Below are 25,190 nucleotides of genomic sequence, written 5' to 3'. Positions count from 1 at the left end.
TGGTCGAATACCCGCCCGCTTTCGACTAATGGCGAATAGCCGCCTGCGGCGAACGCCGCGCACCCTGCCGTTGACCGTGCGACCGACGCGGCCGTCAACGCCAGCCGGAGAGAGGCAGACCTGATGAACAGACACGTGTTGAAACCAGCGGGCCACGCGTTCCCGGCCACTGCGCCGATGGTGCGCCGGCCACTTGCCGCCGCGTTGCTCGTGGCGCTGCTGGCGCCGGGCATGGCCTTTGCCGGCACCGCCAGGGAACAGGCGCTGGAAGCCCGCGTCGCCGAGCTGGAGCGCCAGGTGCAGCTGCTGCTCTCCACCCAGCAGCAACAACAGGGCGCCATCACCCAGGCCCAGGGCGATGTGCAGCAGGTGCGTGCCGAACAGGCGGCCGCCGCCGCCATGCCGGCCAGGCCCGCGGTACCGGCCGGCAAACAGCCGATCCAGGTGACCAGCATCACCCCGGGCGCCACGCCGGGCACCACCTTCAAGTTCGGCGGCTTCATCAAGGCCGATTTCCTCGCCACCCGCACCGGCGACGGACAACTCGCCGACGACGCCACCGGCCGCTCGCTGTACCTGCCGGGACAGACGCCGGTGCACGGCGCAGGCGGCTCGGGCAAGGCGTCGAGCGTGGACTACAACGCCCACGCCAAGTTCTCGCGCTTCAACCTGGGCGTGGACCACGTGGCCGAGAACGGCGACAAGGCCGGCGCGCTGGTGGAGATGGACTTCTTCGGCAATGCGCTGGGCAACCAGACCGCGACCAACACCTACGGCGTCACCCTGCGCCATGCCTACATGTACTGGAACAACTGGCTGGCCGGCCAGACCTGGTCCAACTTCATGGACGCGGCCTCCATTCCCGAGGCGGTGGACTTCGTCGGCCCGACCGACGGCGTGATCTTCGTGCGCCAGGCGCAGGTGCGCTACACCAGGGGCGGCTTCAGCGCTTCGCTGGAGAATCCGGAAACCACCCTGGTCGGTGCCACCAGCTCCGACCGTGGCTCGCTGCCCGACCTGACCGCGCGCTACGGCTGGAAGGGCGACTGGGGCACTTTCGGCGTGGCCGGCCTGCTGCGCCAGCTGAAGGTGGACAACCAGGCCACCGGCGCGCACGCCACCGCCACCGGCGGCGGCCTGACCCTGGGCGGCAAGTGGGTGATGGGCGGCAGCGATTCGCTGCACTACCAGCTCACCGGCGGCCAGGGCATCGCCCGCTACATCGGCCTGGGCATCACCGGCGACAGCGCCTGGGACGCGGTGCGCGACGAGCTCGACCCGACCGGGGTGATCGCCGGCTACGTCGGCTGGCGCCACGCCTTCACCCCGAAGCTGCGCACCAACCTGATCTACGCGCGCAGCGACTACGACAACGACGCCTCGATCACCGGCCAGCTGGTGACGAAGAGCGTGCAGTCGATCCGCGGCAACGTGTTCTACACGCCGATGCCCAAGGTCGATATCGGCGCCGAGCTGATGTACGGCGTGCGCGAGATCGAGAACGGCCGCAAGGGCGACATCAGCCGCGTGCAGTTCACCACCAAGTACAGCTTCTGAGTACCCGGCAGCGGCACCGCGACGGTGCCGCTGCCCCAGGAAACGCAGTACGCACCATCTCCCTACCCCCACGGGGAGCACTCATGCCCGCACCGGCGCGCACTGCACGCCTGCGTCCGTATTCCCGAAATCTGGAGAATCCCGATGAATGCTTCCGTCGATCCCCGTGTTGAGCGGATCGCCTCCCACCCGGCCTACCAGCGGCTGCGCCAGTCGCGCAACCGCCTGGGCTGGATCCTCACCGCGCTGATGCTGCTGGCCTACTACGGCTACATCGGCCTGATCGCCTTCGACAAGGCATTCCTCGCCACCCCGCTGGGCGAGGGCCGGATCACCACCATCGGCATCCCGATCGCGCTGGGGCTGATGGTGTTCACCATCCTGATCACCGGCTTCTACGTGCGCCGCGCCAACAAGGAGTTCGACCAGTTGACCCAGCAGATCGTGGAGGACGCGCAATGACCCGTCCGTTCCTGCGCCCGGCCGCGCTGCTCGCCCTGCTGGCCGCCAGCGGCGCGGCCCTGGCGGCCGGCGGCGACATCGGCCAGACCGTGCGCCAGCCCACCAACTGGACGGCGATCGTCATGTTCGCCGTATTCGTGCTGGCGACCCTGGGCATCACGAAGTGGGCCGCCGCGCGCACCCGCTCGGCGTCTGATTTCTACACCGCCGGCGGCGGCATCACCGGCTTCCAGAACGGCCTGGCGATCGCCGGCGACTACATGTCGGCGGCGTCGTTCCTGGGCATCACCGCGGCGGTGATGGCCAACGGCTACGACGGCCTGATCTATGCCATCGGCTTCCTGGTCGGCTGGCCGATCCTTACCTTCCTGATGGCCGAGCGGCTGCGCAACCTCGGCCGCTTCACCTTTGCCGACGTCGCCGGCTACCGCTTCGCGCAGAAGCCGATCCGGTTGTTCGCCGCCTCCGGCACGCTGGTGGTGGTGCTGTTCTACCTGATCGCGCAGATGGTCGGTGCCGGTGCGCTGATCAAGCTGCTGTTCGGCCTGGACTACTGGATCGCGGTAGTGCTGGTGGGCGTGCTGATGATGGTCTACGTGCTGTTCGGCGGCATGACCGCCACCACCTGGGTGCAGATCATCAAGGCGTGCCTGCTGCTGTCCGGCGTGACCTTCATGGCGCTGATGGTGATGTGGCAGTTCGGCTTCAGCTTCGAGAAGCTGTTCTCCACCGCGGTGCAGGTCAAGGCCCAGATCGCCGCCAACGGTGGCAAGAGCGCGGAGGAGGCCGCCGCGGCCGGCCTGTCGATCATGGGGCCGGGCGGGTTCGTCAAGGATCCGATATCGGCCATCTCCTTCGGCATGGCGCTGATGTTCGGCACCGCCGGCCTGCCGCACATCCTGATGCGCTTCTTCACCGTTCCCGATGCCAAGCAGGCGCGCAAGTCGGTGTTCTGGGCCACCACCTGGATCGGCTACTTCTACATCCTGATCTTCATCATCGGCTTCGGCGCCATCGCCCTGGTCCTGACCAACCCGGCGTACGCCGACCCGGTCACCGGCACCATCCAGGGCGGGCCGAACATGGCCGCGGTGCTGGTCGGCAAGGCGGTGGGCGGCAACCTGTTCATGGGCTTCATCTCCGCGGTCGCGTTCGCCACCATCCTGGCGGTGGTGGCCGGGCTGACGCTGTCCGGTGCCTCGGCGGTGTCGCACGACCTGTACGCCACGGTGATCATGAAGGGCAGGCCGCCGGCGGGCACCGAACTGCGCGTGTCGCGCGCCACCACCCTGGTGCTGGGCGTGATCGCGGTGCTGCTGGGCATCGCCTTCGAGAAGCAGAACGTGGCCTTCATGGTGTCGCTGGCCTTCGCCATCGCCGCCTCGGCCAACTTCCCGGTGCTGATCCTGTCGCTGCTGTGGAAGGACTGCACCACCCGCGGCGCGGTGATTGGTGGCTTCCTCGGCCTGGCCTCGTCGTTGCTGCTGACCCTGCTGTCGCCGTCGGTGTGGGTGGATACGCTGGGCAATCCGGCCGGCAGCGCGCCGTTCCCGTACACCAGCCCGGCGCTGTTCTCGATGACCATCGCCTTCGCCGCCATCTGGCTGTTCTCGGTGCTGGACAACAGCGCGCGCGCCAAGGCCGAGCGTGCGGCCTACCCGGCGCAGCAGGTCCGTGCCGAGACCGGCATCGGTGCCAGCAAGGCCGCCGACCACTGACGGTCACCCGTTCCTGATGTGTGTGCAGACAAGGGCCGCTCCGCACAGGGCGGCCCTTGTCGTTCCATCCACTCCACGCGGGACGGGGACGACGTTGCCGGCGCTCAGCCGGCGGTTTCCCACCAGATGAAGGCCCAGCGGCACGTAGGAGCCGGCCCGAGCCGGTTGTCGTGGGACGCCGCGTGCCAGTCGCACAGCGATTGCCGCTCCGTGGCGGTGAGTTCGCCGAACATCGCTTCGGCCTGTTGCAGCAGGTCCGCCACGTCCTTGTCGGCAGCGGGCGCTGGCACCGGGAGGTAATCCACGCGCGGCAGGCGGCCCATGTCCAGCAGCAGGTTGACCGGGTAGCGATGGTCCGGCATCGGCGTCCACGTGCGGCGCAGCAACGCGGCCAGCTCGCCGGCGCCGGTGCGCGGGCCGGTGGCGAAGGTGATGCAGGCGCGCCGGCGCGCGTGCGCGTCCAGCTTCGCCAGCGCCTGTGCCAGGTCCGGCACCATCAACGAGCGCGAGGCGATGGCGACATCGCAGCGCGGCACCGCGCTCCAGTCGTCCTCCCAGGACAGCTGCCACGGCTGGATGTTGCCGACGCCGGCGCGGGCGATCGCCGCGTGCAGGCCATCGAGCATGCCGCGGCTGTAGTCCAGCGCATGCACCTGCCGCACCCGCGCGGCGATGGGCAGGCTGAGCAGGCCGGGGCCGCAGCCGACGTCGAGCACGCTGTCCACGCCGTCCAGGTCCAGCCGCGCGAGGAAGGCGTCGCTGTAGTCGTCGTGGCGTCGTTTCCAGCCCGGTTGCGCCGCCCGCGCATCCCACGCGCTGGCCGGTTTGGGCGCGTAGCCGCAGGCCTGCAGGTGCTGGCGGTAGCGGGCGGCATGGTCGATCGGCGGGGGCAGCGCGGTCATCGCGGCATGGCTCCGGTGGCGGGAAGGGAGGCGGCGATGCGCGCGGCGTCCACGCCATACAGCGTGGCCAGCCGGGCGGGCGTGGCGACTTCGTGCGCCGGGCCCAGTGCCTGCAGGCTGCCACCGGCCATCAACGCAATGCGGTCGGCCACCTGCAGTGCATGCTGCGGCTGGTGTGTGGACAGCAGCACGCCGATGCCGCGTCCGGCCAGCGCGCGCACGGTGTCGAGGATGCGCAGCTGGTTGCCGAAGTCGAGACTGGCGGTGGGTTCGTCCATCACCAGCACCCGCGCCTGCTGGGCCAGCGCCCTCGCGACCAGCACCAGTTGCCGTTCGCCGCCGCTGAGGGTATCCACCGTGCGCGCGGACAATGCGGCGATGCCCAGTTCGTGCAGGCAGGCGTCGGCGATCTCTTCATCGGCGCGGCCCGGTGCGGCCAGCAGGCCCAGGTGCGCGGCGCGGCCCATCCCCACCAGCTCGCGCACGCGCCAGGCGAACGGCAATGGCGCAGCCTGCGGCACGTAGCCGAGCAGGCGCGCGCGCTGCGCGCGGTCATGGCCACGCAATGGCCGGCCATGCAGCCGCACCTCGCCGGCCACCGCCGGCAGCAGGCCCAGCAGGGTACGGAACAGCGTGGTCTTGCCGCAGCCGTTGGGGCCGAGCAGGCACACCACTTCACCGGCCTGCAGCGACAGCGCCAGCGGCGCACCCAATGCGACGCCGGCATGGCCGATGGCCAGCGCGCGCGCTTCCAGCAGCGGAGTCGCGGCGTTCATGCGCGGCCTCCGCTGCGGGCCAGCACCCACAGGAAGCACGGCACGCCGACGCAGGCGGTGAGAATGCCCAGCGGTAGTTCGATCGGCGCCAGCGTGCGCGCCAGGGTGTCGGCGGCCAGCAGGAAGCTGGCGCCCAGCAGCAGGCTCGCCGGCAGCTGCCGGCGAAAGTCGGCGCCGACCAGCAGGCGCGCGATGTGCGGCACCACCAACCCGACCCAGCCGATGATGCCGGCCAGCGACACCGCTGCCGCGGTGCACAGCGTCGCCGCCGCGATCAGCGTCCAGCGCAAGGGAACGACCGCCACGCCGAGCGCGCTGGCCTCCTCGTCGCCCAGCGCCAGCAGGTTCACCCGCCAGCGCAGCAGTACCAGCGGCAGCAGGCCGGCCAGCAGCAACGGTGCGCTGACGCGCAGGTCGTCGCCGACCACCGCGTTCAACCCGCCGAGCAGCCAGAACGTGATCGACGGCAGTTGCGTGTACGGGTCGGCCAGCAGCTTGAGCAGCGAGATGCCGGCACCGAGCAACGCCGATACCGCCACGCCGGCCAGTACCAGCACCAGCACCGGCTCGTGGCGGCGCACCAGGGCGGCGACCAGGCACACCAGCGCCACCGCCGCCAACCCGCCGGCGAAGGCGAAACCCTGTACCAGCAGCATCGGCAGGCCGAGGAACAGCGCCAGCGAGGCGCCCAGCCCGGCACCGGCGGAAACGCCGAGGATGTCCGGTGATACCAGCGGGTTGCGGAACATCGCCTGGTAGGCGGCGCCAGCAGCCGACAGCGCCGCGCCGATCAGTACCGCTGCCAGCACCCGCGGCAGGCGGATGTGCCACAGCGCCGCATGCACCGTCGGCGGAACCGGCTCGCCGATGCCGAACAGCTGCGATGCCAGCGCCTGCAGCAGCATCGTCGGCCGCACCGGGAACTGGCCGACAGCGAAGGCCAGCAACAGCATCGCCAGCAGCAGGCCCCAGCCACCGGCGTGCCAGGCCCAGCGCGGCACAGCACCGGCTCTCACCGGCCATGCTCCAGCGCATCGGCGATGCCGGCCGGCAAGCGCGAGCCCCACAGCAGACGGTGCAGTGCGTCGATGCGCGCCCGCAGCGCGGCCGGCGCCAGCGCCGGGGTAGCGCCGGGGTGCAGCCGTGCCAGCAGCCATGCCAGCCCCGGCAGGCGGTTGATGCCCGGCGGGCCGTCCAGCCAGCCGAACGGCAGGGTCGGCGCGCAGTGCAGGCGTCCGCTGCGTACCGCGCGCAGGCTGCGCCAGCGCGGGTCCTGCGATGCGCTGGCGGCGAATGCCGCATCCTGGGTCAGGATCACGTCCGGGTCCCACGCCAGCAGTTGTTCCAGCGATACCCGTGCCAGCCCGCCGCTGCCGACGGCGGCGGCGACGTTGCGGCCGCCGCAGAACTCGATGACCTCGGTATTGATCGAACCGGCAAGCCCGCTCTCCAGACCGTCGCCGCCGCGGCCGTAGTAGACCGTCGGCCGGGCGTCGGGGGTGCGCGTGGCCAGTACCTCGTGGACCAGCGCCAACTGCGCCTCGGCAGCCTGCGCGAGCGCTTCGCCGCGTGCGGTCACGCCGAGCCGCCGGCCGACGTGGCGCAGTTGGGCCGGGTGGTCGGGCAGGCGGCCGGCCACCAGTTCAATGGGAATGCCGGTCTGCCGCCACACCCGTTCGGCGGAGGAGCGATGGTTCGCATCGAAATCGCCGGCGTCCAGCACCAGTTGCGGCTGCATCGCCAGCAGCCGCTCCAGGCTCACCGTGCTGCCGCGCCCCGCCAGCCGGCCAATCACCGGACGCGTGCGCAGGGGCGCGGGCAGCAGCGCCAGCGCCTCGGGCGCCATCCGCATCGGCCAGCCCAACAGCCGTTCCGGCGCCAGCGCGGCGATCAGCACGGCCGCCGGAGCGCCGGCGGCAAACACCCGTCCGGGTACGCCCGTGGGCTCCCCCAGGCGCAGCACGCGCTGCGCCGGCATCGCGCGCAGCGGGCCGTTGCCCGCCGCCAGCAGCGGCGCCAGAGCCAGCGCCTGCAACAGCGCGCGGCGCTTCATCCCGCCAGCGCCGGCGTGGTGCGGCATGCATCCCACCAGCGTTGCAGGGCGTCGTCGCGGGGAGGCAGTTCGCGTGCCTGTCCACCGGTGAAATCACGCCATGCGGCCAGGTAGCGCGCGTTCACCACGGTGAGCAGCGGGATGCCGGCGAGCATCAATGCCAGCAGTTCGTCGGCCATGCCCCGTCCCTGCGCTTCCAGCGTGCCGAAACGGTTGGCGATGGCCAGTTCGGCCGGTTCCCGCATGGCCCGCCGCAGCACTTCGCTGGCATCGGCGATGCCGCGCGGGTCCAGGTTGCAGCCGCAGGCGGCCGCTCCCAGCGCCTGGCTGATCGGGTAGCGGGCGGTGCGGTCGGCCACGTCCATCAGCACCATGCGCTTGCCGTTGGGCGCGGCCTCGTGTGGCAGCGCCACCAGCCCGCGCACGCGGTGGCCGGCAGCCAGTTGCCGCGTCGCAAAGGCTGCCAGCACCGCGTCCGGGTCCGGGCCGTCGCCGGCATCGTGGACCAGCGCGGCAATGCGTACGGGAATGAGCTCGGCCATGCTCAGAATCTCCTGTTGACGTTGACGAACCAGGTACGGCCCGGCATCGGGTAGCCGTCGGCCAGTTCATACCACTTGTCACCGACGTTGCGGACGCCCAGGTCCAGGCCCAGTCCGTCGCGCGGCATCCAGCTCGCCTTCACGCCCACCGTGCCGAAGCCTGGCAGCTCGCGCACCGGGGCGGCGGCATTGGCGTAGCTGACCCGGCGGCCCTGCTCGGCCTCCAGCGTGGCCTGCAGGCGCAGCTGCGGCAGCGCGGCCCAGCCCAGCACCAGGAACAGGCGCTGGCGCGGGCTGTCCAGCAGGGCCACGTTGCGGTTCTCCAGATTGGTGCGGCGCAGCCAGGCGTAGCTGCCCTGCAGCTCCCAGTCCCCGGCCAGCTGCTGTTGCAGGCCCAGTTCGACGCCGAGGTGACGGGCGCGGCCGATGTTCTGCGCACGGTTGCAGGTGCTGCCGCCGCAGGCCGTGGAGGCGACCACCTCGTTCTGGATCAGGTCGTCGATCAGGCTGTGGAATACCGCAGCCTGTACCTGCGCGCCCTCCCACCAGCGGCCGCGCAGGCCGAGTTCGAGATGGGTGGCATGTTCCGGCGCGAGGTCCGGGTTGGGCAGCGCCGCGCCCATGCGCGCCGAATAGCGGTCCTTGATGGTCGGGAAGCGGGTGCGGCGCGCGGCGCTCGCGTACCACTGCCGGTCCGGTGCCAGCTGCTGCACGTATTCGAGCACGGCGTTGGTGGCGTCGGCGCTGCCGGTGGGCCAGTAGTAGACGCGCCTGGCCTCGCGGCGGTCGTGGCCGAGGCCGAAGCGCAGGTGCGAGGCAGCGGTCAGGGCGAAGCGGTCCTCCACCGCCACCGAGGTGGTGACGTCGCGGTAGTCCTTGGTCGGCGCGTTGCGGTTGCGGTCGCTGTGCCGGTCGTCCTTGTAGTGGATGGCCAGCTGCAGTTCGTGGCGCTCAAGCGCGGTGCCGGCCAGGGTCACCGAGCCGCCGACGGTGCGGTCGTCGTAGACGCTGGGGAAGCTGCCGTTGTCCAGCCCGGTTGCGTAGCTGCCGTCGGTATAGGCCTCCAGGCCGTTGCCGTAGGTGTCGCGGTACACGCGGGTGCGCAGCGTGGCGTGCCGGCCCAGCCGGGTGTTGCCGACGAAGTACAGGCTGTCCTTGTCCCACCACGGCCAGCGCCAGTAGCGGATGCCGCCGCGCGCGCTGCCGGTATAGACCGGATTGCCCTTCTCCCCGTCCTGGCGGGCGTAGCCCAGGGCGTACTCGTCGCCATCGCGCGGGGTGTAGCCGAGCTTGAACGACAGCCGGCGGTCGTCGCGATCGGCGTTGCGGCGATCGTCGCCGGTATCGGTGGGCACGCTCTTGTAGTCGCGGAAACCATCGGGCAGCGGGAACGTGTCCGCCTTCAGCTGCGACCAGCCGAGCTGGTAGTACCAGTCGCCCCGGCTGCCGCCTAGGTTCAGCGCGGCCTTGCGCTCGCCGCCATCGGCGATGCCCAGTCGCAGGTTGCCCTCGAACGGGCGCTCGGGGCGGCGGCTGACCAGGTTGATCGCGCCACCGAGGATGTTCGGCCCGTACAGCAGCGAGGCGCCGCCGCTGGCGACCTGGATCTGCGCGAGGTCGAAGGTGGTGAAGCGGCCGAAGTCCACGTAGCCGTCGTACGGGACGTACAGCGGGACGCCGTCAAGGAAGACCGGCACCTGCCGCGGGTCGAAGCCGCGCAGGTAGAGCATGTCCTCGTTGCGCGAATTGCGCGACAGGCTCGCACCGGGCAGTACGGCGACTGCCTCGCCGACCGTGTCGCGGTCCAGCTGCTGGATGCGTACGGCATCCAGGGTGCGCTCGGCGACGGTGGCCGAGCTGCCGCGGCGGGCATGGACATCGACGCTGCCCAGGGTGAACACCGGGGCGGAAGACGGGGCGTTGGCGGCGAAGGTCGACAACGGCAGGAACAGCGCGGACAGTGGCAGAACGAAACGGCGGGTACGCATCTTGGCGGTCCTCGGATTCCGTTATATCCAGAATGATATAGCGGTGGGTACAACCAATTCCCACGGTCGACCCGGTCATCGATTCTTGCCCCGCGCGCCTTGGCCGTCCTTGACGAAGGTCAAGCACGGCCGATGTAGCTGCCGCCGTACACTGCACGCTCCCGCAGCGTGATGGACGAGCAACCGCGACATGGCCGATTCTCCCCTGCATGCCGCTGTCGAGCCGCACGGCCACCTGTGGCTGAGCGTTGAAGGGAAAAGCCTGGGCGGCCGCGGCCGCTTCGCTCTGCTGGGCCTGATCGATGCCTGCGGCTCGATCAGCCAGGCCGCCAGACGCATGGGCATGACCTACAAGAACGCGTGGGACGCGGTGGACGCGATGAACACCGCCGCCGGCGAACCACTGGTCGCGCGTACCGTGGGCGGACGTGGGGGCGGTGGCGCCCGGCTCACCGAGCGCGGCCGCCAGCTGATCCGCCACTTCGAGCAGCTCGAACGCGAGCACCGGCGCTTCCTGCATTCCCTCCAGTCCCTGCCGGGGCTGGGCGACGATTTGGCCCTGATACGGAGGATCGGAATGGTCACCAGTGCGCGCAACCAGTTCCACGGGCATGTCCGCGGCATCGTGGCCGGTGCGGTCAACGACGAGGTCCTGCTGGAAGTGACCCCGGGACTGCGGATCGTGGCCACCATCACCCGCGACAGCGTGCACAGCCTCGGGCTGGAGGTGGGGACACCGGCCTTCGCGCTGGTCGACGCGTCGTCGGTGATCGTCGCCCGCGACGTGGAGGGCGCCCGCTATTCGGCGCGCAACCGTTTCAGCGGCACGGTCGGCCGCATCAGCCAGGGCGCGGTCAACGACGAAGTCGTCGTGGACGTGGGCGATGGCTGCAGCATGGTGGCGATCATCACCCGGGAAAGCGCGCGGGCGCTGGCGCTGGAACCGGGAATCGTGGTCACGGTCCTGTTCAAGGCATCCAGCGTCATCGTCGGCGTACCCCACTGAGCCGCGCGGCCGGTTTGACCGCCCCGTGCATTGGGCGCAAGCTCTCGCGAGGCATGACACGGGACAGAGCACCATGACCGCAGCGACTTCGATGAGCGCACCGGATGGCAAGTCTCCACCCTCGCACCTGTGGCGCGTGTTCTGGCTGCAGGGCGTGATTCCCAGCAACCTGCTGTGGGCGGCGGCGCTGTGGGCGCTGGCGCAAGGCATGACCGAACTGCTGCTGGGCCTGTTCGTGGTGCTGCTGCTGTATACCGGCTGGATCATCCCGGCGGTGTGGCGCGCCGCACCCTCCGCGCGCAACCCCAACTACGGCGTGGCCGCACGCGGGCTGACCGTGGTGTGGGGCCTGAATACGGTGCTGGTGGTGTTCTTCCTGACCCTGCAGCTGGTGGCTCAGTAGAACTGGACCGGTTCGCCGGCGCGGTCGAAAGCCGCAAAACGGCTGACCTGCCCGTCGTTGATCGCGTTGACCATCAGCCGCAGCGGCTGCGCCGCTTCGTCGGGGGACGGGGCGACGCCGGCGCGGCCTTCCAGCGCGGCGACGAACACCAGGTCCCAGGCCACGCCGGTGGCGGTGGATTCGGCCGCCAGCGCGGCGAACGAGGCGACTTCGCGCGGTGCCTTGTCCACGCACAGCACCGGCGCCAGCGTGCCGCCCTCGCCGGCGGCATGGCGCGCGTGCTGGTCGCTGCTGGGGGACTCGGGAAGTTCCGCGCGCACGAATACGAACAGCAGGCGCTGCGGCTCGGCCTGTTGCAGCGCGGCGCGCAGCAATCCATCGAAATCGCTCAGCATCATGGCATCGTCACGGTAAGAGAACGCGGTTGCGGCATGCTGCCATACCTGTCCGGCGCATGATTGATCCATGTCATGTCGGCGCCGATGTGCGACAAGGTAGGCTGGCAACCCATTGACGCAAGTGGGAGTATCCCGGCGTACCGGGCCAGTGGACGACGGTGGAACCGCCATGAGCCAGCTCACCGACGGCTTCGGTCGCAGCTTCCCCTACCTGCGGCTGTCGCTCACCGAGGCATGCAACTTCCGTTGCAGCTATTGCCTGCCCGATGGTTACCACGCCGACGGGCGGCCGCGCTTCCTGGCGGTGGATGAGATTGCCCGGCTGGTGCGCGCGTTCGCCACCCTGGGCATGCACAAGATCCGTCTGACCGGCGGCGAGCCGAGCCTGCGCAGGGACCTGACCCGGATCATCGCCACGGTGGCGCGGGTGCCGGGCATCCGCAAGGTCGCCATCACCACCAACGGCACCCGGCTGCCGCGCTACCTGCCGGACTGGCACCAGGCCGGGCTGAGCGCGCTCAACGTGAGCGTGGACAGCCTGCAGCGCGAGCGCTTCCATGCCATCACCGGCCACGACCGGTTGCCGGAGGTGCTCGAAGGCATCGCCATGGCGCAGGCGCTGGGCCTGCAGTCGGTCAAGCTCAACGCGGTGCTGCTGCGTGACCGCAACGACGACGAGCTGCCGGCGTGGATGGAGTTCCTGCGCGAGCGCGCGCTGAGCGTGCGCTTCATCGAACTGATGCGCACCGGCGACAACGGCGACTATTTCCAGCGCCACCACCTGCGCGCCGACGTGCTGGTGGAGCAGCTGCAGGCCGCCGGCTGGAGCCTGCGCCCGCGCGCCGCCGACGCCGGGCCGGCGCGCGAGTACGTGCACCCGGCCTATCGCGGCAGCATCGGCATCATCGCGCCGTACTCGCGCGATTTCTGCGCCGGCTGCAACCGCCTGCGGGTCACCGCCCGCGGCGACCTGCGGCTGTGCCTGTTCGGCGATTTCGGGGTGGCGCTGCGGCCGTTGCTGCAATCCGACGCCGACCACGACGCGCTGCTGGCGCGCATCACCACCCAACTCGGCCTGAAGGCGGCCGGGCACGGATTGCACCAGGGCCGGACCGGGTTGACCCCGCACCTGGCCTCGATCGGAGGATGAGCAACACGATGAGTGGTCAGATGAATGCGGCTTTCCACATGGCCGATGTCCGCGACAAGCGCGTTACCCGCCGCCGTGCGGTGGCGGTGGGCGAACTGCACGCCGGGCCGGTGGCCTACCCGCTGATCGTCGAGCGCCGCCTGCCCAAGGGCGATGCGCTGGTGATGGCCGAGATCGCCGGCCTGCAGGGCGCGAAGATGGCCTCGGCACTGATGCCGCTGTGCCACCCGCTGCCGCTGGAGCTGGTGCACGTGTACTGCGCGCCGGTGCCGGAGCGGCAGGCGATCCGGGTGTGGTGCGAGTGCGCGAGCGAAGCGCGCACCGGCGTGGAGATGGAGGCGCTGGCCGGGGTCAATGCGGCCCTGCTGACCCTGTACGACCTGAGCAAGCCGGTGGAGCCGGCGCTGCGCATCGAGGGCATCCGCCTGCTGTTCAAGGAAGGCGGCAAGAAGGGCCTGTGGCTGCACCCCGACGGCATGGACGAGGCCGAGCGGGCCCGCTTCAGGCCACGCCCGCCGCAGGGCCTGGGCGGCGCCGCGTGCGCGGTGCTGACCCTGAGCGACCGCGCCAGCCAGGGCATCTACGACGATGAATCCGGCCCGCGCCTGGTTGCCGGACTGCAGGCGCTGGGGGGCGATGTCGTGGCCACGGAGCTGCTGCCCGACGGCGTCGAGCCGCTTGCCGGTCGCCTGCGCGCGCTGGCCGCTGCCGGCGTGCGCCTGTGCCTGTGCACTGGCGGCACCGGGCTGGGGCCGCGCGATCTGGCGCCGGAGGCGTTGCAGTCGCTGGGCGCGCGCCGCGTGGACGGGCTGGCGCAGATGCTGCGTGCGCTCAGCGCGCAGCACACGCCGATGGCCTGGCTCAGCCGCGCCGAGGTGGTGCAGCTGGACGGCATGCTGGTGTTCGCGCTGCCGGGCAGCCCGCGCGCGGCGGCGCAGTGCCTGGACATCCTCGCGCCGGTACTGGGCCACGCACTGGCCATGGCGGGCGGCGCTGGCCACGGGAGCGCGGCATGATCGCCTATGACGAAGCGCTGCGGCACCTGCTCGACGCCGCCGTGCCGCTGCCGCCCGAACGGGTACCGCTGGAACGGGCCGAAGGGCGGGTGCTGGCCAGCGATGTGCTCAGCGCGCAGTCGCTGCCGCCGTTCGACAATTCGGCGATGGACGGCTTCGCCCTGCATGCCGGCGGCACGCCACTCGCCGCCGGCACGGAGTTTTCCGTACAGGGTTGGCAGGCGGCCGGCGACCCCGGCAGCGCCGCCGCGCGGGACGCTGGCGGCGCATGGGAAATCATGACCGGCGCGCGCATGCCCGTCGGGCTGGACAGCGTGGTGCCGATCGAACAGGTCACCCTCCTCGACAGTCACGACGGCAGGCCCACCCGCATCGCACTGGGCGCGCAGGTCAGGCCCGGCCAGCACGTGCGCCTGCGCGGCGAGGACGTGGCCGAAGGCGAGCGCGTGCTGTGCGCCGGCCAGCGCCTGGATCTCAACGCCTGCACCCTGCTGCATGCCATCGGCGTGGGCGAACTGGCGGTCGCCGCGCGGCCGCAGGCCGCAGTGATCGCCACCGGCAAGGAACTGGTAACTGATGCGGCGCAGGCGCTGGACTCCGGACAGATCCGCGACAGCAACCGGCCCTATCTGGTCGGCCGCCTGCGCGCGGCCGGTGCGCAGGTAGCGTGGCAGGGCACGGTCGGCGACGACGTGGCCGCCTTCGATGCGGTGCTGGACCAGGCGCTGGCGGCCGGTGCGCGGGTGCTGGTGAGTACCGGCGCGGTGTCGCAGGGCCGCTACGATTTCATCCCCGATGCACTGCGTGCCCGTGGCGCGCGCATCGTTTTCCACAAGGTGGCCATCCGCCCGGGCAAGCCGCTGCTGTTCGCGGTGCTGTCCGACGGCGCGTTGTACTTCGGGTTGCCCGGCAACCCGGTGTCGGCGGCGGTCGGCCAGCGCTTCTTCGTCGAGCCGGTGCTGCGCAGGATGCTCGGCATGGACGCGGAGCCGGCGCTGTACCTGCCGCTGCTGGCCGATGCGCGCAAGCCACCGGGCCTGCGCTTCCATGCCCGCGCGCGGGTCGAGGTGGATGAACGCGGGCAACTGGGCGTGCGACTGCTGGCCGGGCAGGAATCGTTCCGCCTGATGTCGATGCTGCACGCCAATGCCTGGGCGGTGCTGGAAGGCGACGCCGGTCTCGCCGCCGCCGGCACCCACGTACGCGTGCAGGGTCCCGGGCACCACGATCCGGTGCAGTTGATGGGCGGAGTGCCGTCATGAAACAGGTGAACCTGCAGCTGTTCGGCGCCTTCTCCGAGCTGGACGCTTCGCGCGAGATCGTGGTGGACGTGGCCGGCGACCACGTGGCCGACCTGCGCCGGGCGTTGCGCACGCTGCTGCCGCAGCGCTGGCCGCAGTTCCGCGCCGGCCTGCTGGACTACTCGGTGTTCGCCGACCAGCAGAGCGTGCTGCGCGAGCACGAGCGGCTGCCCGAAGATGGCCGCGTGGCGATCCTGCCGCCGGTGAGTGGAGGTTGAGATGGGCAACGACGTGTTCATCGGCAAGGTGCTGGACCGCGCCAGCGCCGCCATCGACCCTGCCGAGGCGATCGCCGCGGTATCCGATCCGGGCTTCGGCGGCATCGACGTGTTCATCGGCAAGGTACGCGACCTCAACCAGGGGCGCGCGGTGCGCGGCATCACCTACGACCTGTTCGAGCCGCTGGTGCTGAACGAGTTCCAGCGCCTGGCCGCGGAGGTGGAGGCCGCCTTCGGCCCGCGCGTGAAGCTGTACGTGGCGCACGCCCGCGGACGGCTGGCGGTGGGCGAGGTGGCGGTGGTGGTTGCCGCCGGCAGCCCGCACCGCGACGAGGCGTTCCGCGCCTGCCGGCAGTTGATCGAGGCGGTGAAGCACCGCTGCCCGATCTGGAAGCAGGAACATTACGAGGACGGCGACAGCCAGTGGAGCGAAGGCTGCGCGTTGTGCCATGGCGAAGGCGACGCGGCGCATGGCCACGATCACGCCGATTAGCCGGCCAGCGCCGGCCGGCATCGTGCTGGCGGGCGGCCGCTCCAGCCGCATGGGCCGTGACAAGGCGCTGCTGCCTTGGCACGGGCGCACCTTGCTGGAACACATGCGCGGACTGCTGCGCCAGGCCGGCGCGCAGCGGGTCTGGGTCAGTGGTGCGTATCCGGCCTTCGCCGGCATTCCCGACCGGATCGCGCATTGCGGCCCGCTGGGCGGGCTGTACAGCGTGGCGATGGCGATGCCCGACGGGCCGGCCTGGGTGGTGGCGGTGGACATGCCGCGGCTGGCCCCTGCGCTGCTGCAGCGGCTGCACGCAGTGCACCGCGGCGGCTGCACGGCGCTGGCCGGGCATCCATTGCCGATGCTGCTGGATATCGATGCGGACTGCCGCGCACTGCTCGCGGCGATGCTCGCCGACCCGCATGGCCCGCGTTCGCTGCATGCCCTGCAGCAGCGCCTGGCCACGCGGCGGTTGCCGTTGGCGCCCGGCGACGAGGCCTGCCTGTTCAACTGCAATACGCCGGTGCAATGGCAGGAGGCCGCATCGTGAAGATCCAGTTCCGGCAGCAGTCGCTGCGTCTGCGCGTGGATGAAGATGAACTGGCGCACCTGCTGGCTGGTGGGACGGTGACCGATACGCTGCGACTCGGCGACGGTGCGGGCTGGTCGTTGGCGTTGCACCTGAATGCGGGCGCTGCCGTCATTTCCGCCACGGGCGGTGATTGCCAGGTGGCGCTGCCGATTGATGCGGTGCGGGAACTGCAGGCCCGTCTGCCCAGCCGTGAAGGGATCTGCTTCGAATCGAGCACCGGCAGCGACAGCGTGCGTCTGCAGCTGGATGTGGACGTGCGCGACAGCATGCGGCGGCGTGATGCAGTACGCGCGGTCAAGCCTTCGGCTTGACATTTGTCATGGAGAGATCGAAAACCGGCGTGGATTGATCGAAATCAAAACCGGCTCGACCCGCCTGCTGGCCTAATCGCGGACCAGACAGGTACTGCCTGAATCTTTGTACCTACACGTCGTCATCCTGCAGCCTTGGAGCCATGCATGACCGCCGGTAGCGAAGTGATACAACGCAGCAACGCAGGTCCCGGCCGGACCATCGGCGACTGGCAGCCGGAGGACGCCGGCTACTGGGAGCGCACGGGCCGGCGGGTTGCCACGCGCAACCTGGTGATCTCGATCCCGGCACTGTTGCTGGCCTTCTCGGTCTGGGTGCTGTTCTCGGCGGTGTCGATCAGCCTGCCGCGCATCGGCTTCGACTTCAGCACCGACCAGCTGTTCTGGCTGGTGGCGCTGCCCAGCCTGTCCGGCGCCACCCTGCGCGTGGCGTATTCGTTCGTGATCCCGATCTTCGGCGGGCGCCGCTGGACCGCGCTGTCCACCGCCTCGCTGCTGCTGCCCACGCTGTGGCTCGGCTTCGCGGTGCAGGACCCGGCCACGCCGTACTGGGTATTCGTGCTGATCGCGATCCTGTGCGGCTTCGGCGGCGCCAACTTTTCCTCGTCGATGTCCAACATCTCCTTCTTCTATCCCAAGCAGAAGCAGGGACTGGCGCTGGGCCTGAACGCCGGGCTCGGCAACGTCGGCGTGTCGGTGGCGCAGGCGGTGGTGCCGCTGGTCATCACCGTAGGCGCATTGGGCACGCTGGCCGGGCCGCCGCAGGCGCTGGTCGACGGCAGTGGCCACCTGTTCCTGCAGAACGCAGGCTTCATCTGGGTGCCGGCCATCGCGCTGGCCGCCTTGGCCGCGTGGTTCGGCATGAACGACCTGACCAGCGTGCGCTCCTCGTTCACCGAGCAGGCGGTGATCTTCCGCCGCAAGCACAACTGGCTGATGTGCTGGCTGTACATCGGCACGTTCGGCTCGTACATCGGCTTCTCCGCCGGTTTCCCGATGCTGGTCAAGAGCCAGTTCCCGGACGTGAACCCGATGACCTACGCCTTCATCGGCCCGCTGCTTGGCGCGCTGATGCGCTCGGTCGGCGGCAGCCTGGCCGACCGCTGGGGCGGGGCGCGGCTGACCTTCTGGGTGTTCGCGCTGATGGTCGCGGCGGTGTTCGGGGTGCTGCACTTCCTGCCCGACAAGGGCCAGGGCGGCAACTTCTTCGGCTTCCTGGCCGCGTTCATGGCGCTGTTCGTGCTCAGCGGCATCGGCAACGGCACCACCTTCCGCATGATCCCGGTGATCTTCCGCACCCTGCACGAACGCCTGTCGGCCGGTGCCGATGCGCAGGGCAAGGCCGACGCCAGCCGCCAGGCCGGGATCGAGTCGGCCGCCGTGGTCGGCTTTTCCGGGGCCATCGGCGCCTATGGCGGCTTCTTCATCCCCAAGAGCTACGGCTCGTCCATCACCTTGACCGGCAGCCCGGACATGGCGCTGTACGGCTTCATCGCCTTTTACATCACCTGCCTGGCCGTGACCTGGTGGTGGTACTACCGGCGCGGCGCGGAGGCGCCCTGCTGACAACCCCGGCACGCACCGCAGCCATGAACGCCACAGCCACGATGCAGATGTCCGCAAAGGGAGATCCACGATGAGTTATTTCCTCGATCGCTTGCAGTTCTTCAAGCGCGACCCGCAACCCTTTGCCGATGGACACGGCTTCAGCAAGAGCGAAGGCCGCGACTGGGAGAACAGCTACCGCGCCCGCTGGCAGTACGACAAGATCGTGCGCTCCACCCATGGCGTGAACTGCACCGGCTCGTGCAGCTGGAAGATCTACGTCAAGAACGGACTGGTGACCTGGGAAACCCAGCAGACTGACTACCCGCGCACGCGCCCGGACCTGCCCAACCACGAGCCGCGCGGCTGCCCGCGCGGGGCCAGCTATTCCTGGTACCTGTACAGCGCCAACCGGCTGAAGTACCCGCTGGTGCGTGGCACGCTGCTGCGCCTGTGGCGGCAGGCGCGCAAGACGCTGCCGCCGGTGGAGGCATGGGCCAGCATCGTCGAGGACAAGGAAAAGGCGCGCGCGTACAAAAGCCGCCGCGGCATGGGCGGCTTCGTGCGCCTGCGCTGGGAGGAGGCCAACGAGATCATCGCCGCCTCCAACCTGTACACGGTCAAGCAGTACGGCCCGGACCGCGTGGTCGGCTTCTCGCCGATTCCGGCGATGTCGATGGTGTCCTACGCCGCCGGCGCGCGCTACCTGTCGCTGCTCGGCGGCGCCTGCCTGTCGTTCTACGACTGGTACTGCGACCTGCCGCCGGCCTCGCCGCAGGTATGGGGCGAGCAGACCGACGTGCCCGAATCGGCCGACTGGTACAACAGCCGCTACATCATCGCCTGGGGCTCGAACGTGCCGCAGACGCGCACCCCTGACGCCCACTTCTTCACCGAGGCGCGCTACAACGGCACCAAGACGGTGGCGATCACCCCGGACTATTCCGAAGTGGCCAAGCTCACCGACCACTGGCTGCATCCCAAGCAGGGCACCGACGCGGCGCTGGCGTTCGCCTTCGGCCACGTGATCCTGCGCGAGTTCCATGTCGATTCGCCGTCGCAGTACTTCCAGGACTACTGCCGCCAGTACTCGGACATGCCGCTGCTGGTGCGGCTGGAACGCCGCGCCGATGGCCGCCTGGTGCCGGGCCACTTCCTGCGCGCCAGCGAACTGGGCGGGCTGGGCGAGGCCAACAACCCGGAATGGAAGACACTGGCGTATGACGAGGCGAGCGGCCAGATCGTCGTGCCCAACGGCTCGATCGGCTTCCGCTGGGGCGAGAAGGGCAAGTGGAACATCGAGGAAAAGGCCAGCAGCGGCGCCGCCACCCGCCTGCGCTTGAGCCTGGCCGATGGCAACGACGGCATCGAGCCGGTCAGCTTCCCCTACTTCGGCGGCATCGAGACCGACGGCTGGACCGCCGCGCCGGCCGAGGAGGTGCTGGAACGCAACATCCCGGTGCGCCGGCTGGCGCTGGCCGATGGCGGCGACGCGCTGGTGGCCACGGTCTACGACCTGCTGCTGGCGCAGTACGGCGTGGACCGCGGTTTCGGTGGCGGCAACGTGGCGGCGAGCTTCGACGACGACGTGCCGGGCACCCCGGCCTGGCAGGAGCGCATCACCGGGGTGCCGCGCGCGGAGGTGGTGGAGATCGCCCGCGAGTTCGCGCGCACCGCCGACAAGACCCGCGGCCGCAGCATGATCATCGTCGGCGCCGGCATGAACCACTGGTTCCACAACGACATGAACTACCGCGGCCTGATCAACATGCTGGTCATGTGCGGCTGCGTGGGCCAGACCGGTGGCGGCTGGGCGCACTACGTGGGCCAGGAGAAGCTGCGCCCGCAGACCGGCTGGCAGCCGCTGGCCTTCGGCCTGGACTGGAGCCGTCCGCCGCGGCAGATGAACGGCACCTCGTTCTTCTACTTCAACACCGGGCAGTGGCGCTACGAGAAGCTGCAGGTGGACGAGCTGCTGTCGCCGCTGGCCGATGCCTCCAAGTACGCCGGCAGCCTGGCTGACCTCAACCTGCGCGCGGTGCGCATGGGCTGGCTGCCGTGCGCGCCGCAGCTGGACCGCAACCCGCTGCAGCTGGTGCGCGAGGCCGAGGCGGCCGGGGTGGCGCCGGCCGACTACGCACTGGGCAAGTTCAAGGACGGCTCGCTGGACTTCGCCTTCGCCGACCCGGACGCCAGCCAGAACCACCCGCGGATGATGTTCATCTGGCGCTCCAACCTGCTGGGCTCCTCCGGCAAGGGCCACGAGTACATGCTGCGGCACCTGCTGGGCACGCGTCACGGCCTGCAGGGCAAGGACCTGGGCGAGATGGGCGCGCTCAAGCCGCAGGAAGTGAAGTGGCGCGACGAAGCGCCCGAGGGCAAGCTCGACCTGCTGGTCACGCTCGACTTCCGCATGTGCACCACGGCGCTGTACAGCGACATCGTGCTGCCCACTGCCACCTGGTACGAGAAGGACGACCTCAACACCTCGGACATGCACCCGTTCATCCACCCGCTCTCCAAGGCGGTGGACCCGGCGTGGGAGTCGCGCAGCGACTGGGAGATCTTCAAGGGCGTGGCGCGCACGGTCAGCGACATGGCGCCGGGCGTGCTTGGCGTGGAGAAGGACCTGGTACTGGTGCCGACCCTGCACGACACCCCGAACGAACTGGGCATGCCGTTCGGCGTGGCCGACTGGAAGAAGGGCCAGTGCGAGGCCATCCCCGGCCAGACCATGCCGGGCATGGCGGTAGTCGAGCGCGACTACCCGAACCTGTACCGCAAGTTCACCTCGCTGGGCCCGCTGCTGGACAAGCTCGGCAACGGCGGCAAGGGCATGAGCTGGGACACCCGGCACGAGGTGGAGTTCCTCGGCCGGCTCAACCACACCGTGCGCGAGGAAGGCGTCAGCCACGGCCGCCCGGCGATCGATTCGGCCATCGACGCGGCCGAGGTGATCCTGCACCTTGCCCCGGAAACCAACGGCCACGTCGCGGTGAAGGCGTGGGAATCGCTGGGCGGCTTCACCGGTCGCGAGCACACCCACCTGGCGGTGGGCAAGGAGCACGAGGCGATCCGCTTCCGCGACATCCAGGCGCAGCCGCGCAAGATCATCTCCTCGCCGATCTGGTCGGGGCTGGAGGATGAGAACGTCAGCTACAACGCCGGCTACACCAACGTGCACGAGCTGATCCCGTGGCGCACCGTCACCGGCCGCCAGCAGTTCTACCAGGACCACGAGTGGATGATCGACTTCGGCGAGGCCTTCATGGGCTACCGGCCGCCGGTCGACACGCGCACGGTGCAGCCGCTGCTCAACCAGCGCCCGAACGGCAACCGCGAGATCGTGCTGAACTGGATCACCCCGCACCAGAAGTGGGGCATCCACAGCACCTACAGCGACAACCTGATCATGCAGACGCTGTCGCGCGGTGGCCCGATCGTGTGGATCAGCGAGGACGACGCGCGCAGCGCCGGCATCGAGGACAACGACTGGATCGAGCTGTTCAACGTCAACGGCGCGATCGCCGCGCGCGCGGTGGTCAGCCAGCGGGTGATGCCGGGCATGGCGATGATGTACCACGCCCAGGAACGCATCATCAACGTGCCGGGTTCGGAGATCTCCGGCACCCGCGGCGGCATCCACAACTCGGTCACCCGCGTGGTGCTCAAGCCCACCCACATGATCGGTGGCTATGCGCAGCTGGCCTACGGCTTCAACTACTACGGCACATGCGGCACCAACCGCGACGAGTTCGTGATCGTGCGCAAGATGGACAAGGTCGATTGGCTGGATGGCGAGACCGCTGCGGTCGCCGCCGGGGAGGTGGTGTGATGAAAGTGCGCGCACAGATCGCGATGGTGCTGAACCTGGACAAGTGCATCGGCTGCCATACCTGCTCGATCACCTGCAAGAACGTGTGGACCTCGCGCGAGGGCGTGGAGTACGCCTGGTTCAACAACGTGGAGACCAAGCCCGGCATCGGCTACCCGAAGGAGTGGGAGAACCAGGACAAGTGGAACGGCGGCTGGGTGCGCACCCGCGCCGGCAAGCTGGTGCCGCGCGCCGGTGGCCGCTGGCGCATGCTCGCCAAGATCTTCGCCAACCCCGACCTGCCGCAGATCGACGACTACTACGAGCCGTTCGACTTCGACTACCAGCACCTGCACGACGCACCGGAGGTCAAGCACCAGCCGACCGCGCGTCCGCGTTCGCTGATCAGCGGCGAGCGCATGCAGAAGATCGAGTGGGGCCCGAACTGGGAGGAGATCCTCGGCACCGAATTCAGCAAGCGTGCCCGCGACTACAACTTCGACCAGGTGCAGAAGGAGATCTACGGCGCCTTCGAGAAGACCTTCATGATGTACCTGCCGCGCCTGTGCGAGCACTGCCTGAACCCGGCCTGCGTGTCCGCCTGCCCGTCGGGCGCGATCTACAAGCGCGAGGAGGACGGCATCGTCCTGATCGACCAGGACAAGTGCCGTGGCTGGCGCATGTGCGTGTCGGCATGCCCCTACAAGAAGATCTACTACAACTGGAAGAGCGGCAAGTCCGAGAAGTGCATCTTCTGCTACCCGCGCATCGAGATGGGCGAGCCGACCATCTGCTCGGAAACCTGCGTCGGCCGCATCCGCTACCTCGGGGTGATGCTGTACGACGCCGACCGCATCGCCGAGGCGGCCGCGGCGCCGGCCGAGAAGGACCTGTACCAGGCGCACCTGGACATCTTCCTCGATCCCACGGACCCGGCGGTGATCGCCGCCGCACGCGCCGAGGGCATTCCGGACAGCTGGCTGGACGCGGCCAGGGCGTCGCCGGTGTACAAGCTGGCGATCGACTGGAAGCTGGCGCTGCCGCTGCACCCGGAGTACCGCACCCTGCCGATGGTCTGGTACGTGCCGCCGCTGTCGCCGATCCAGAACGCGGCCGAACGCGGTCGCATCGGCATGAGCGGCGAGCTGCCGGACGTGGCCTCGCTGCGCATCCCGGTGCGCTACCTGGCCAACCTGCTCTCGGCCGGCGACGAGGCACCGGTGGTGCGCGCGCTGGAACGGCTGATGGCGATGCGCGCCTGGCGCCGGGCCAGGAACGTGGACGGCATCGAGGACACCCGCGTGCTCGAGCAGGCGGGGCTGAGCGTGGCCCAGGCCGAGGACATGTACCGCTACCTGGCCATCGCCAACTACGAGGACCGCTTCGTCATCCCCACCGGCCACCGCGAGTACGCCAACGACGCGTTCGGCGAGCGCGGCGGCTGCGGCTTCACCTTCGGCAACGGCTGCAACGGCGACAGCCCGGCCGACCTGTTCGGGCAGCGCAAGACCACCACCTACGCGGTGCACCCGAACCGGCAGCACCGGCATGAGGTGGTCGAATGAGCCTGCTCAAGCTGATCGGGGTACTGCTGGACTACCCGCGCGACGAACTGTGGGAGCACGGGCCGGAGCTGCTGGCCGCGTGCGACGACCCGGCCCTTGCGCCGGCGCGCCAGCGGCAGCTGCGCGGCTTCGTGCAGGCGCTGCTGGACAACGATCCGCTCGATGCACAGGCGCGCTGGCTGGGCAGTTTCGATCGCGGCCGCTCGATGAGCCTGCTGCTGTTCGAGCATATCCACGGCGAATCGCGTGACCGCGGCCAGGCGATGGTGGACCTGGTGGACACGTACCGCCGCAACGGCTTCGAGCTCGACGCGCGCGAGCTGCCGGACTACCTGCCGCTGCTGCTGGAATTCCTTGCCCACCGCCCGCAGGCCGAGGCCCGCGACTGGCTGCACCACGTCGGCCACATCGCCGGCATGCTCGCCGCGCGCGCGGCCGAGCGCGAGCTGCCGCACGCGGTGCTGCTGGAGATCCTGGTCGAGGCCGGCGACGGCAAGGTCAACCTGGCGCTGCTGCGCCAGCGCGCGAGCGAGGAAGCGCGCGATGACACCCGCGAGGCCATGGACCGGCTGTGGGAAGAGGAAGCGGTCCGCTTCGGCAGCGATGCCCCCGCGCAGGATTGCGCGCCGCCCCGGCGTTCCCCGGCCCGTCCTTCGCATCCAGAGGTGCAGCCATGAACCATTACCTCCACCAGTTCGCCTTCCAGTTCTATCCGTACATCGCCGTGGCGGTGCTGCTGATCGGCAGCTGGGCGCGCTACGACAAGGCCATGTACACCTGGCGCACCGGCTCCAGCCAGCTGCTGTCGGACAAGGGCATGCGGATCGGCAGCAACTGCTTCCACATCGGCGTGCTGGCGATCCTCGGCGGCCACCTGGTCGGCCTGCTCACCCCGCATGCGGTGTACGAGCACTTCATCACCTCCTCGCAGAAGCAGTTGCTGGCGATGGTGGTCGGCGGCCTGTTCGGCGCGCTGTGCTTCGTCGGCATCGTCATCCTGCTGGTGCGCCGGCTGACCAACCCGCGGGTGCGCGCCACCGGCAGCTTCGGCGACACCCTGGTGCTGGTGCTGCTGTTCGCGCAGCTGTGCCTGGGCCTGTACAGCATCCGGATCTCGGCCGGCCACCTGGACGGCGGGGTGATGGTGCTGCTGGCCGAATGGGCGCAGCACATCGTCACCTTCCGTGCCGGCGCGGCCGATTTCATCGAGGGCGTGCACTGGGTCTACAAGCTGCACATCTTCCTCGGCCTGACCCTGTTCCTGATCGCGCCGTTCACCCGCCTGGTGCACGTGTGGAGCATTCCGCTCAGCTACCTGTGGCGGCCCTACCAGGTGGTGCGCCGCCGCCAGGCCGCGCTGCGCTACGGGCCGCGGGAGTAAAC

24 protein-coding genes are annotated in these 25,190 nt (G+C 69.9%); 17 read left to right on the top strand and 7 right to left on the bottom strand.

The genetic code is table 11. From position 1 onward, the window contains the following. The first annotated feature begins 123 nt into the window (after positions 1 to 123). The 3 genes from QQA12_RS15940 to QQA12_RS15930 all read left to right on the top strand — a co-directional run bounded on the left by QQA12_RS15940 (position 124) and on the right by QQA12_RS15930 (position 3,737). Entirely contained in the window at positions 124 to 1,557 is a 1,434-nt protein-coding gene (locus QQA12_RS15940; RefSeq protein WP_225546659.1) for a DcaP family trimeric outer membrane transporter, read from the top strand. A gap of 144 nt (positions 1,558 to 1,701) precedes the next feature. Further along, positions 1,702 to 2,019, top strand: a complete 318-nt coding sequence (locus QQA12_RS15935; RefSeq protein ID WP_054668419.1) for a DUF485 domain-containing protein — start codon at positions 1,702 to 1,704, stop codon at positions 2,017 to 2,019. Beyond that, positions 2,016 to 3,737 (top strand): cation acetate symporter, encoded by a 1,722-nt coding sequence (locus QQA12_RS15930; protein WP_226049838.1) that lies wholly within the window; start codon positions 2,016 to 2,018, stop codon positions 3,735 to 3,737. Before QQA12_RS15935 ends, QQA12_RS15930 begins: the two co-directional genes overlap by 4 nt. A gap of 104 nt (positions 3,738 to 3,841) precedes the next feature. On the opposite strand, the gene QQA12_RS15925 is transcribed toward QQA12_RS15930, so the two are convergent. Genes QQA12_RS15925 through QQA12_RS15900 form a run of 6 tightly spaced genes read right to left on the bottom strand, consistent with a single transcriptional unit; the run spans position 3,842 to position 9,998 of the window. Beyond that, on the bottom strand, positions 3,842 to 4,639 hold the full coding sequence (locus QQA12_RS15925) for a class I SAM-dependent methyltransferase (protein ID WP_226049837.1): 798 nt from the start codon (positions 4,637 to 4,639) through the stop codon (positions 3,842 to 3,844). Then, positions 4,636 to 5,415: an ABC transporter ATP-binding protein gene (locus QQA12_RS15920; RefSeq protein ID WP_226049836.1), complete on the bottom strand. Its 780-nt coding sequence runs from the start codon at positions 5,413 to 5,415 to the stop codon at positions 4,636 to 4,638. Before QQA12_RS15920 ends, QQA12_RS15925 begins: the two co-directional genes overlap by 4 nt. Beyond that, positions 5,412 to 6,431 (bottom strand): iron ABC transporter permease, encoded by a 1,020-nt coding sequence (locus QQA12_RS15915; RefSeq protein WP_225546658.1) that lies wholly within the window; start codon positions 6,429 to 6,431, stop codon positions 5,412 to 5,414. The genes QQA12_RS15920 and QQA12_RS15915 overlap by 4 nt, the downstream gene beginning before the upstream one ends. After that, positions 6,428 to 7,495: an ABC transporter substrate-binding protein gene (locus tag QQA12_RS15910; RefSeq protein WP_225546657.1), complete on the bottom strand. Its 1,068-nt coding sequence runs from the start codon at positions 7,493 to 7,495 to the stop codon at positions 6,428 to 6,430. The genes QQA12_RS15915 and QQA12_RS15910 overlap by 4 nt, the downstream gene beginning before the upstream one ends. Continuing rightward, positions 7,465 to 8,010, bottom strand: a complete 546-nt coding sequence (locus QQA12_RS15905) for a DUF2478 domain-containing protein (RefSeq protein WP_056932385.1) — start codon at positions 8,008 to 8,010, stop codon at positions 7,465 to 7,467. The genes QQA12_RS15910 and QQA12_RS15905 overlap by 31 nt, the downstream gene beginning before the upstream one ends. A 2-nt stretch (positions 8,011 to 8,012) precedes the next feature. Beyond that, on the bottom strand, positions 8,013 to 9,998 hold the full coding sequence (locus QQA12_RS15900) for a TonB-dependent receptor (protein ID WP_226049835.1): 1,986 nt from the start codon (positions 9,996 to 9,998) through the stop codon (positions 8,013 to 8,015). A 190-nt stretch (positions 9,999 to 10,188) separates the two neighbouring features. On the opposite strand from QQA12_RS15900, the gene QQA12_RS15895 reads away from it, so the two are divergent. Both QQA12_RS15895 and QQA12_RS15890 read left to right on the top strand, forming a co-directional pair. Further along, positions 10,189 to 11,004 carry a TOBE domain-containing protein gene (locus tag QQA12_RS15895; protein ID WP_056932383.1) on the top strand — a complete coding sequence of 272 codons (816 nt, stop codon included), beginning with the start codon at positions 10,189 to 10,191 and terminating at the stop codon, positions 11,002 to 11,004. 73 nt (positions 11,005 to 11,077) lie between these two features. Beyond that, positions 11,078 to 11,407 carry a hypothetical protein gene (locus QQA12_RS15890; RefSeq protein WP_054668411.1) on the top strand — a complete coding sequence of 110 codons (330 nt, stop codon included), beginning with the start codon at positions 11,078 to 11,080 and terminating at the stop codon, positions 11,405 to 11,407. On the opposite strand, the gene QQA12_RS15885 is transcribed toward QQA12_RS15890, so the two are convergent. Next, entirely contained in the window at positions 11,401 to 11,805 is a 405-nt protein-coding gene (locus tag QQA12_RS15885; protein WP_233324840.1) for a ribonucleotide reductase subunit alpha, read from the bottom strand. The two genes, QQA12_RS15890 and QQA12_RS15885, sit on opposite strands and share 7 nt — an antisense overlap. 169 nt (positions 11,806 to 11,974) lie before the next feature. Here QQA12_RS15885 and moaA point away from each other — a divergent pair, with 169 nt between their 5' ends. From moaA to narI, 12 genes are all read left to right on the top strand, one after another. Continuing rightward, positions 11,975 to 12,955 carry a GTP 3',8-cyclase MoaA gene (gene moaA / locus QQA12_RS15880; protein WP_226049833.1) on the top strand — a complete coding sequence of 327 codons (981 nt, stop codon included), beginning with the start codon at positions 11,975 to 11,977 and terminating at the stop codon, positions 12,953 to 12,955. A gap of 8 nt (positions 12,956 to 12,963) precedes the next feature. After that, positions 12,964 to 13,971: a bifunctional molybdenum cofactor biosynthesis protein MoaC/MoaB gene (moaCB, locus tag QQA12_RS15875; RefSeq protein WP_054668829.1), complete on the top strand. Its 1,008-nt coding sequence runs from the start codon at positions 12,964 to 12,966 to the stop codon at positions 13,969 to 13,971. Further along, on the top strand, positions 13,968 to 15,233 hold the full coding sequence (gene glp / locus QQA12_RS15870; protein WP_226049832.1) for a gephyrin-like molybdotransferase Glp: 1,266 nt from the start codon (positions 13,968 to 13,970) through the stop codon (positions 15,231 to 15,233). The genes moaCB and glp overlap by 4 nt, the downstream gene beginning before the upstream one ends. Continuing rightward, positions 15,230 to 15,490, top strand: coding sequence for a MoaD/ThiS family protein (locus QQA12_RS15865; protein WP_226049831.1), 261 nt, complete (start codon positions 15,230 to 15,232; stop codon positions 15,488 to 15,490). Before glp ends, QQA12_RS15865 begins: the two co-directional genes overlap by 4 nt. Before the next feature lies 1 nt (position 15,491). After that, positions 15,492 to 15,983, top strand: coding sequence for a molybdenum cofactor biosynthesis protein MoaE (locus QQA12_RS15860; protein WP_054668401.1), 492 nt, complete (start codon positions 15,492 to 15,494; stop codon positions 15,981 to 15,983). Beyond that, positions 15,961 to 16,530 (top strand): molybdenum cofactor guanylyltransferase, encoded by a 570-nt coding sequence (locus QQA12_RS15855; RefSeq protein ID WP_056932379.1) that lies wholly within the window; start codon positions 15,961 to 15,963, stop codon positions 16,528 to 16,530. Before QQA12_RS15860 ends, QQA12_RS15855 begins: the two co-directional genes overlap by 23 nt. Next, positions 16,527 to 16,883 (top strand): hypothetical protein, encoded by a 357-nt coding sequence (locus QQA12_RS15850; RefSeq protein ID WP_226049830.1) that lies wholly within the window; start codon positions 16,527 to 16,529, stop codon positions 16,881 to 16,883. The genes QQA12_RS15855 and QQA12_RS15850 overlap by 4 nt, the downstream gene beginning before the upstream one ends. A 147-nt stretch (positions 16,884 to 17,030) precedes the next feature. Next, a complete protein-coding gene (locus QQA12_RS15845) occupies positions 17,031 to 18,449 on the top strand; it encodes a NarK family nitrate/nitrite MFS transporter (RefSeq protein ID WP_054668396.1) in 1,419 nt (472 codons plus the stop codon). 70 nt (positions 18,450 to 18,519) lie between these two features. Beyond that, a complete protein-coding gene (locus QQA12_RS15840; protein WP_226049829.1) occupies positions 18,520 to 22,263 on the top strand; it encodes a nitrate reductase subunit alpha in 3,744 nt (1,247 codons plus the stop codon). Next, a complete protein-coding gene (gene narH / locus QQA12_RS15835) occupies positions 22,263 to 23,807 on the top strand; it encodes a nitrate reductase subunit beta (RefSeq protein WP_226049828.1) in 1,545 nt (514 codons plus the stop codon). Before QQA12_RS15840 ends, narH begins: the two co-directional genes overlap by 1 nt. Then, positions 23,804 to 24,484 (top strand): nitrate reductase molybdenum cofactor assembly chaperone, encoded by a 681-nt coding sequence (narJ, locus tag QQA12_RS15830; RefSeq protein WP_226049827.1) that lies wholly within the window; start codon positions 23,804 to 23,806, stop codon positions 24,482 to 24,484. Before narH ends, narJ begins: the two co-directional genes overlap by 4 nt. Beyond that, positions 24,481 to 25,188, top strand: coding sequence for a respiratory nitrate reductase subunit gamma (gene narI, locus QQA12_RS15825; protein ID WP_054668390.1), 708 nt, complete (start codon positions 24,481 to 24,483; stop codon positions 25,186 to 25,188). The genes narJ and narI overlap by 4 nt, the downstream gene beginning before the upstream one ends. Positions 25,189 to 25,190: the final 2 nt, after the last annotated feature.

Origin of the sequence: Stenotrophomonas sp. 17(2023) (genome assembly GCF_030345315.1) — a bacterium.
In the GTDB taxonomy this organism is placed as follows: Bacteria; Pseudomonadota; Gammaproteobacteria; order Xanthomonadales; family Xanthomonadaceae; genus Stenotrophomonas; species Stenotrophomonas acidaminiphila.
This window is presented reverse-complemented; position numbering and strand designations above follow the sequence as displayed.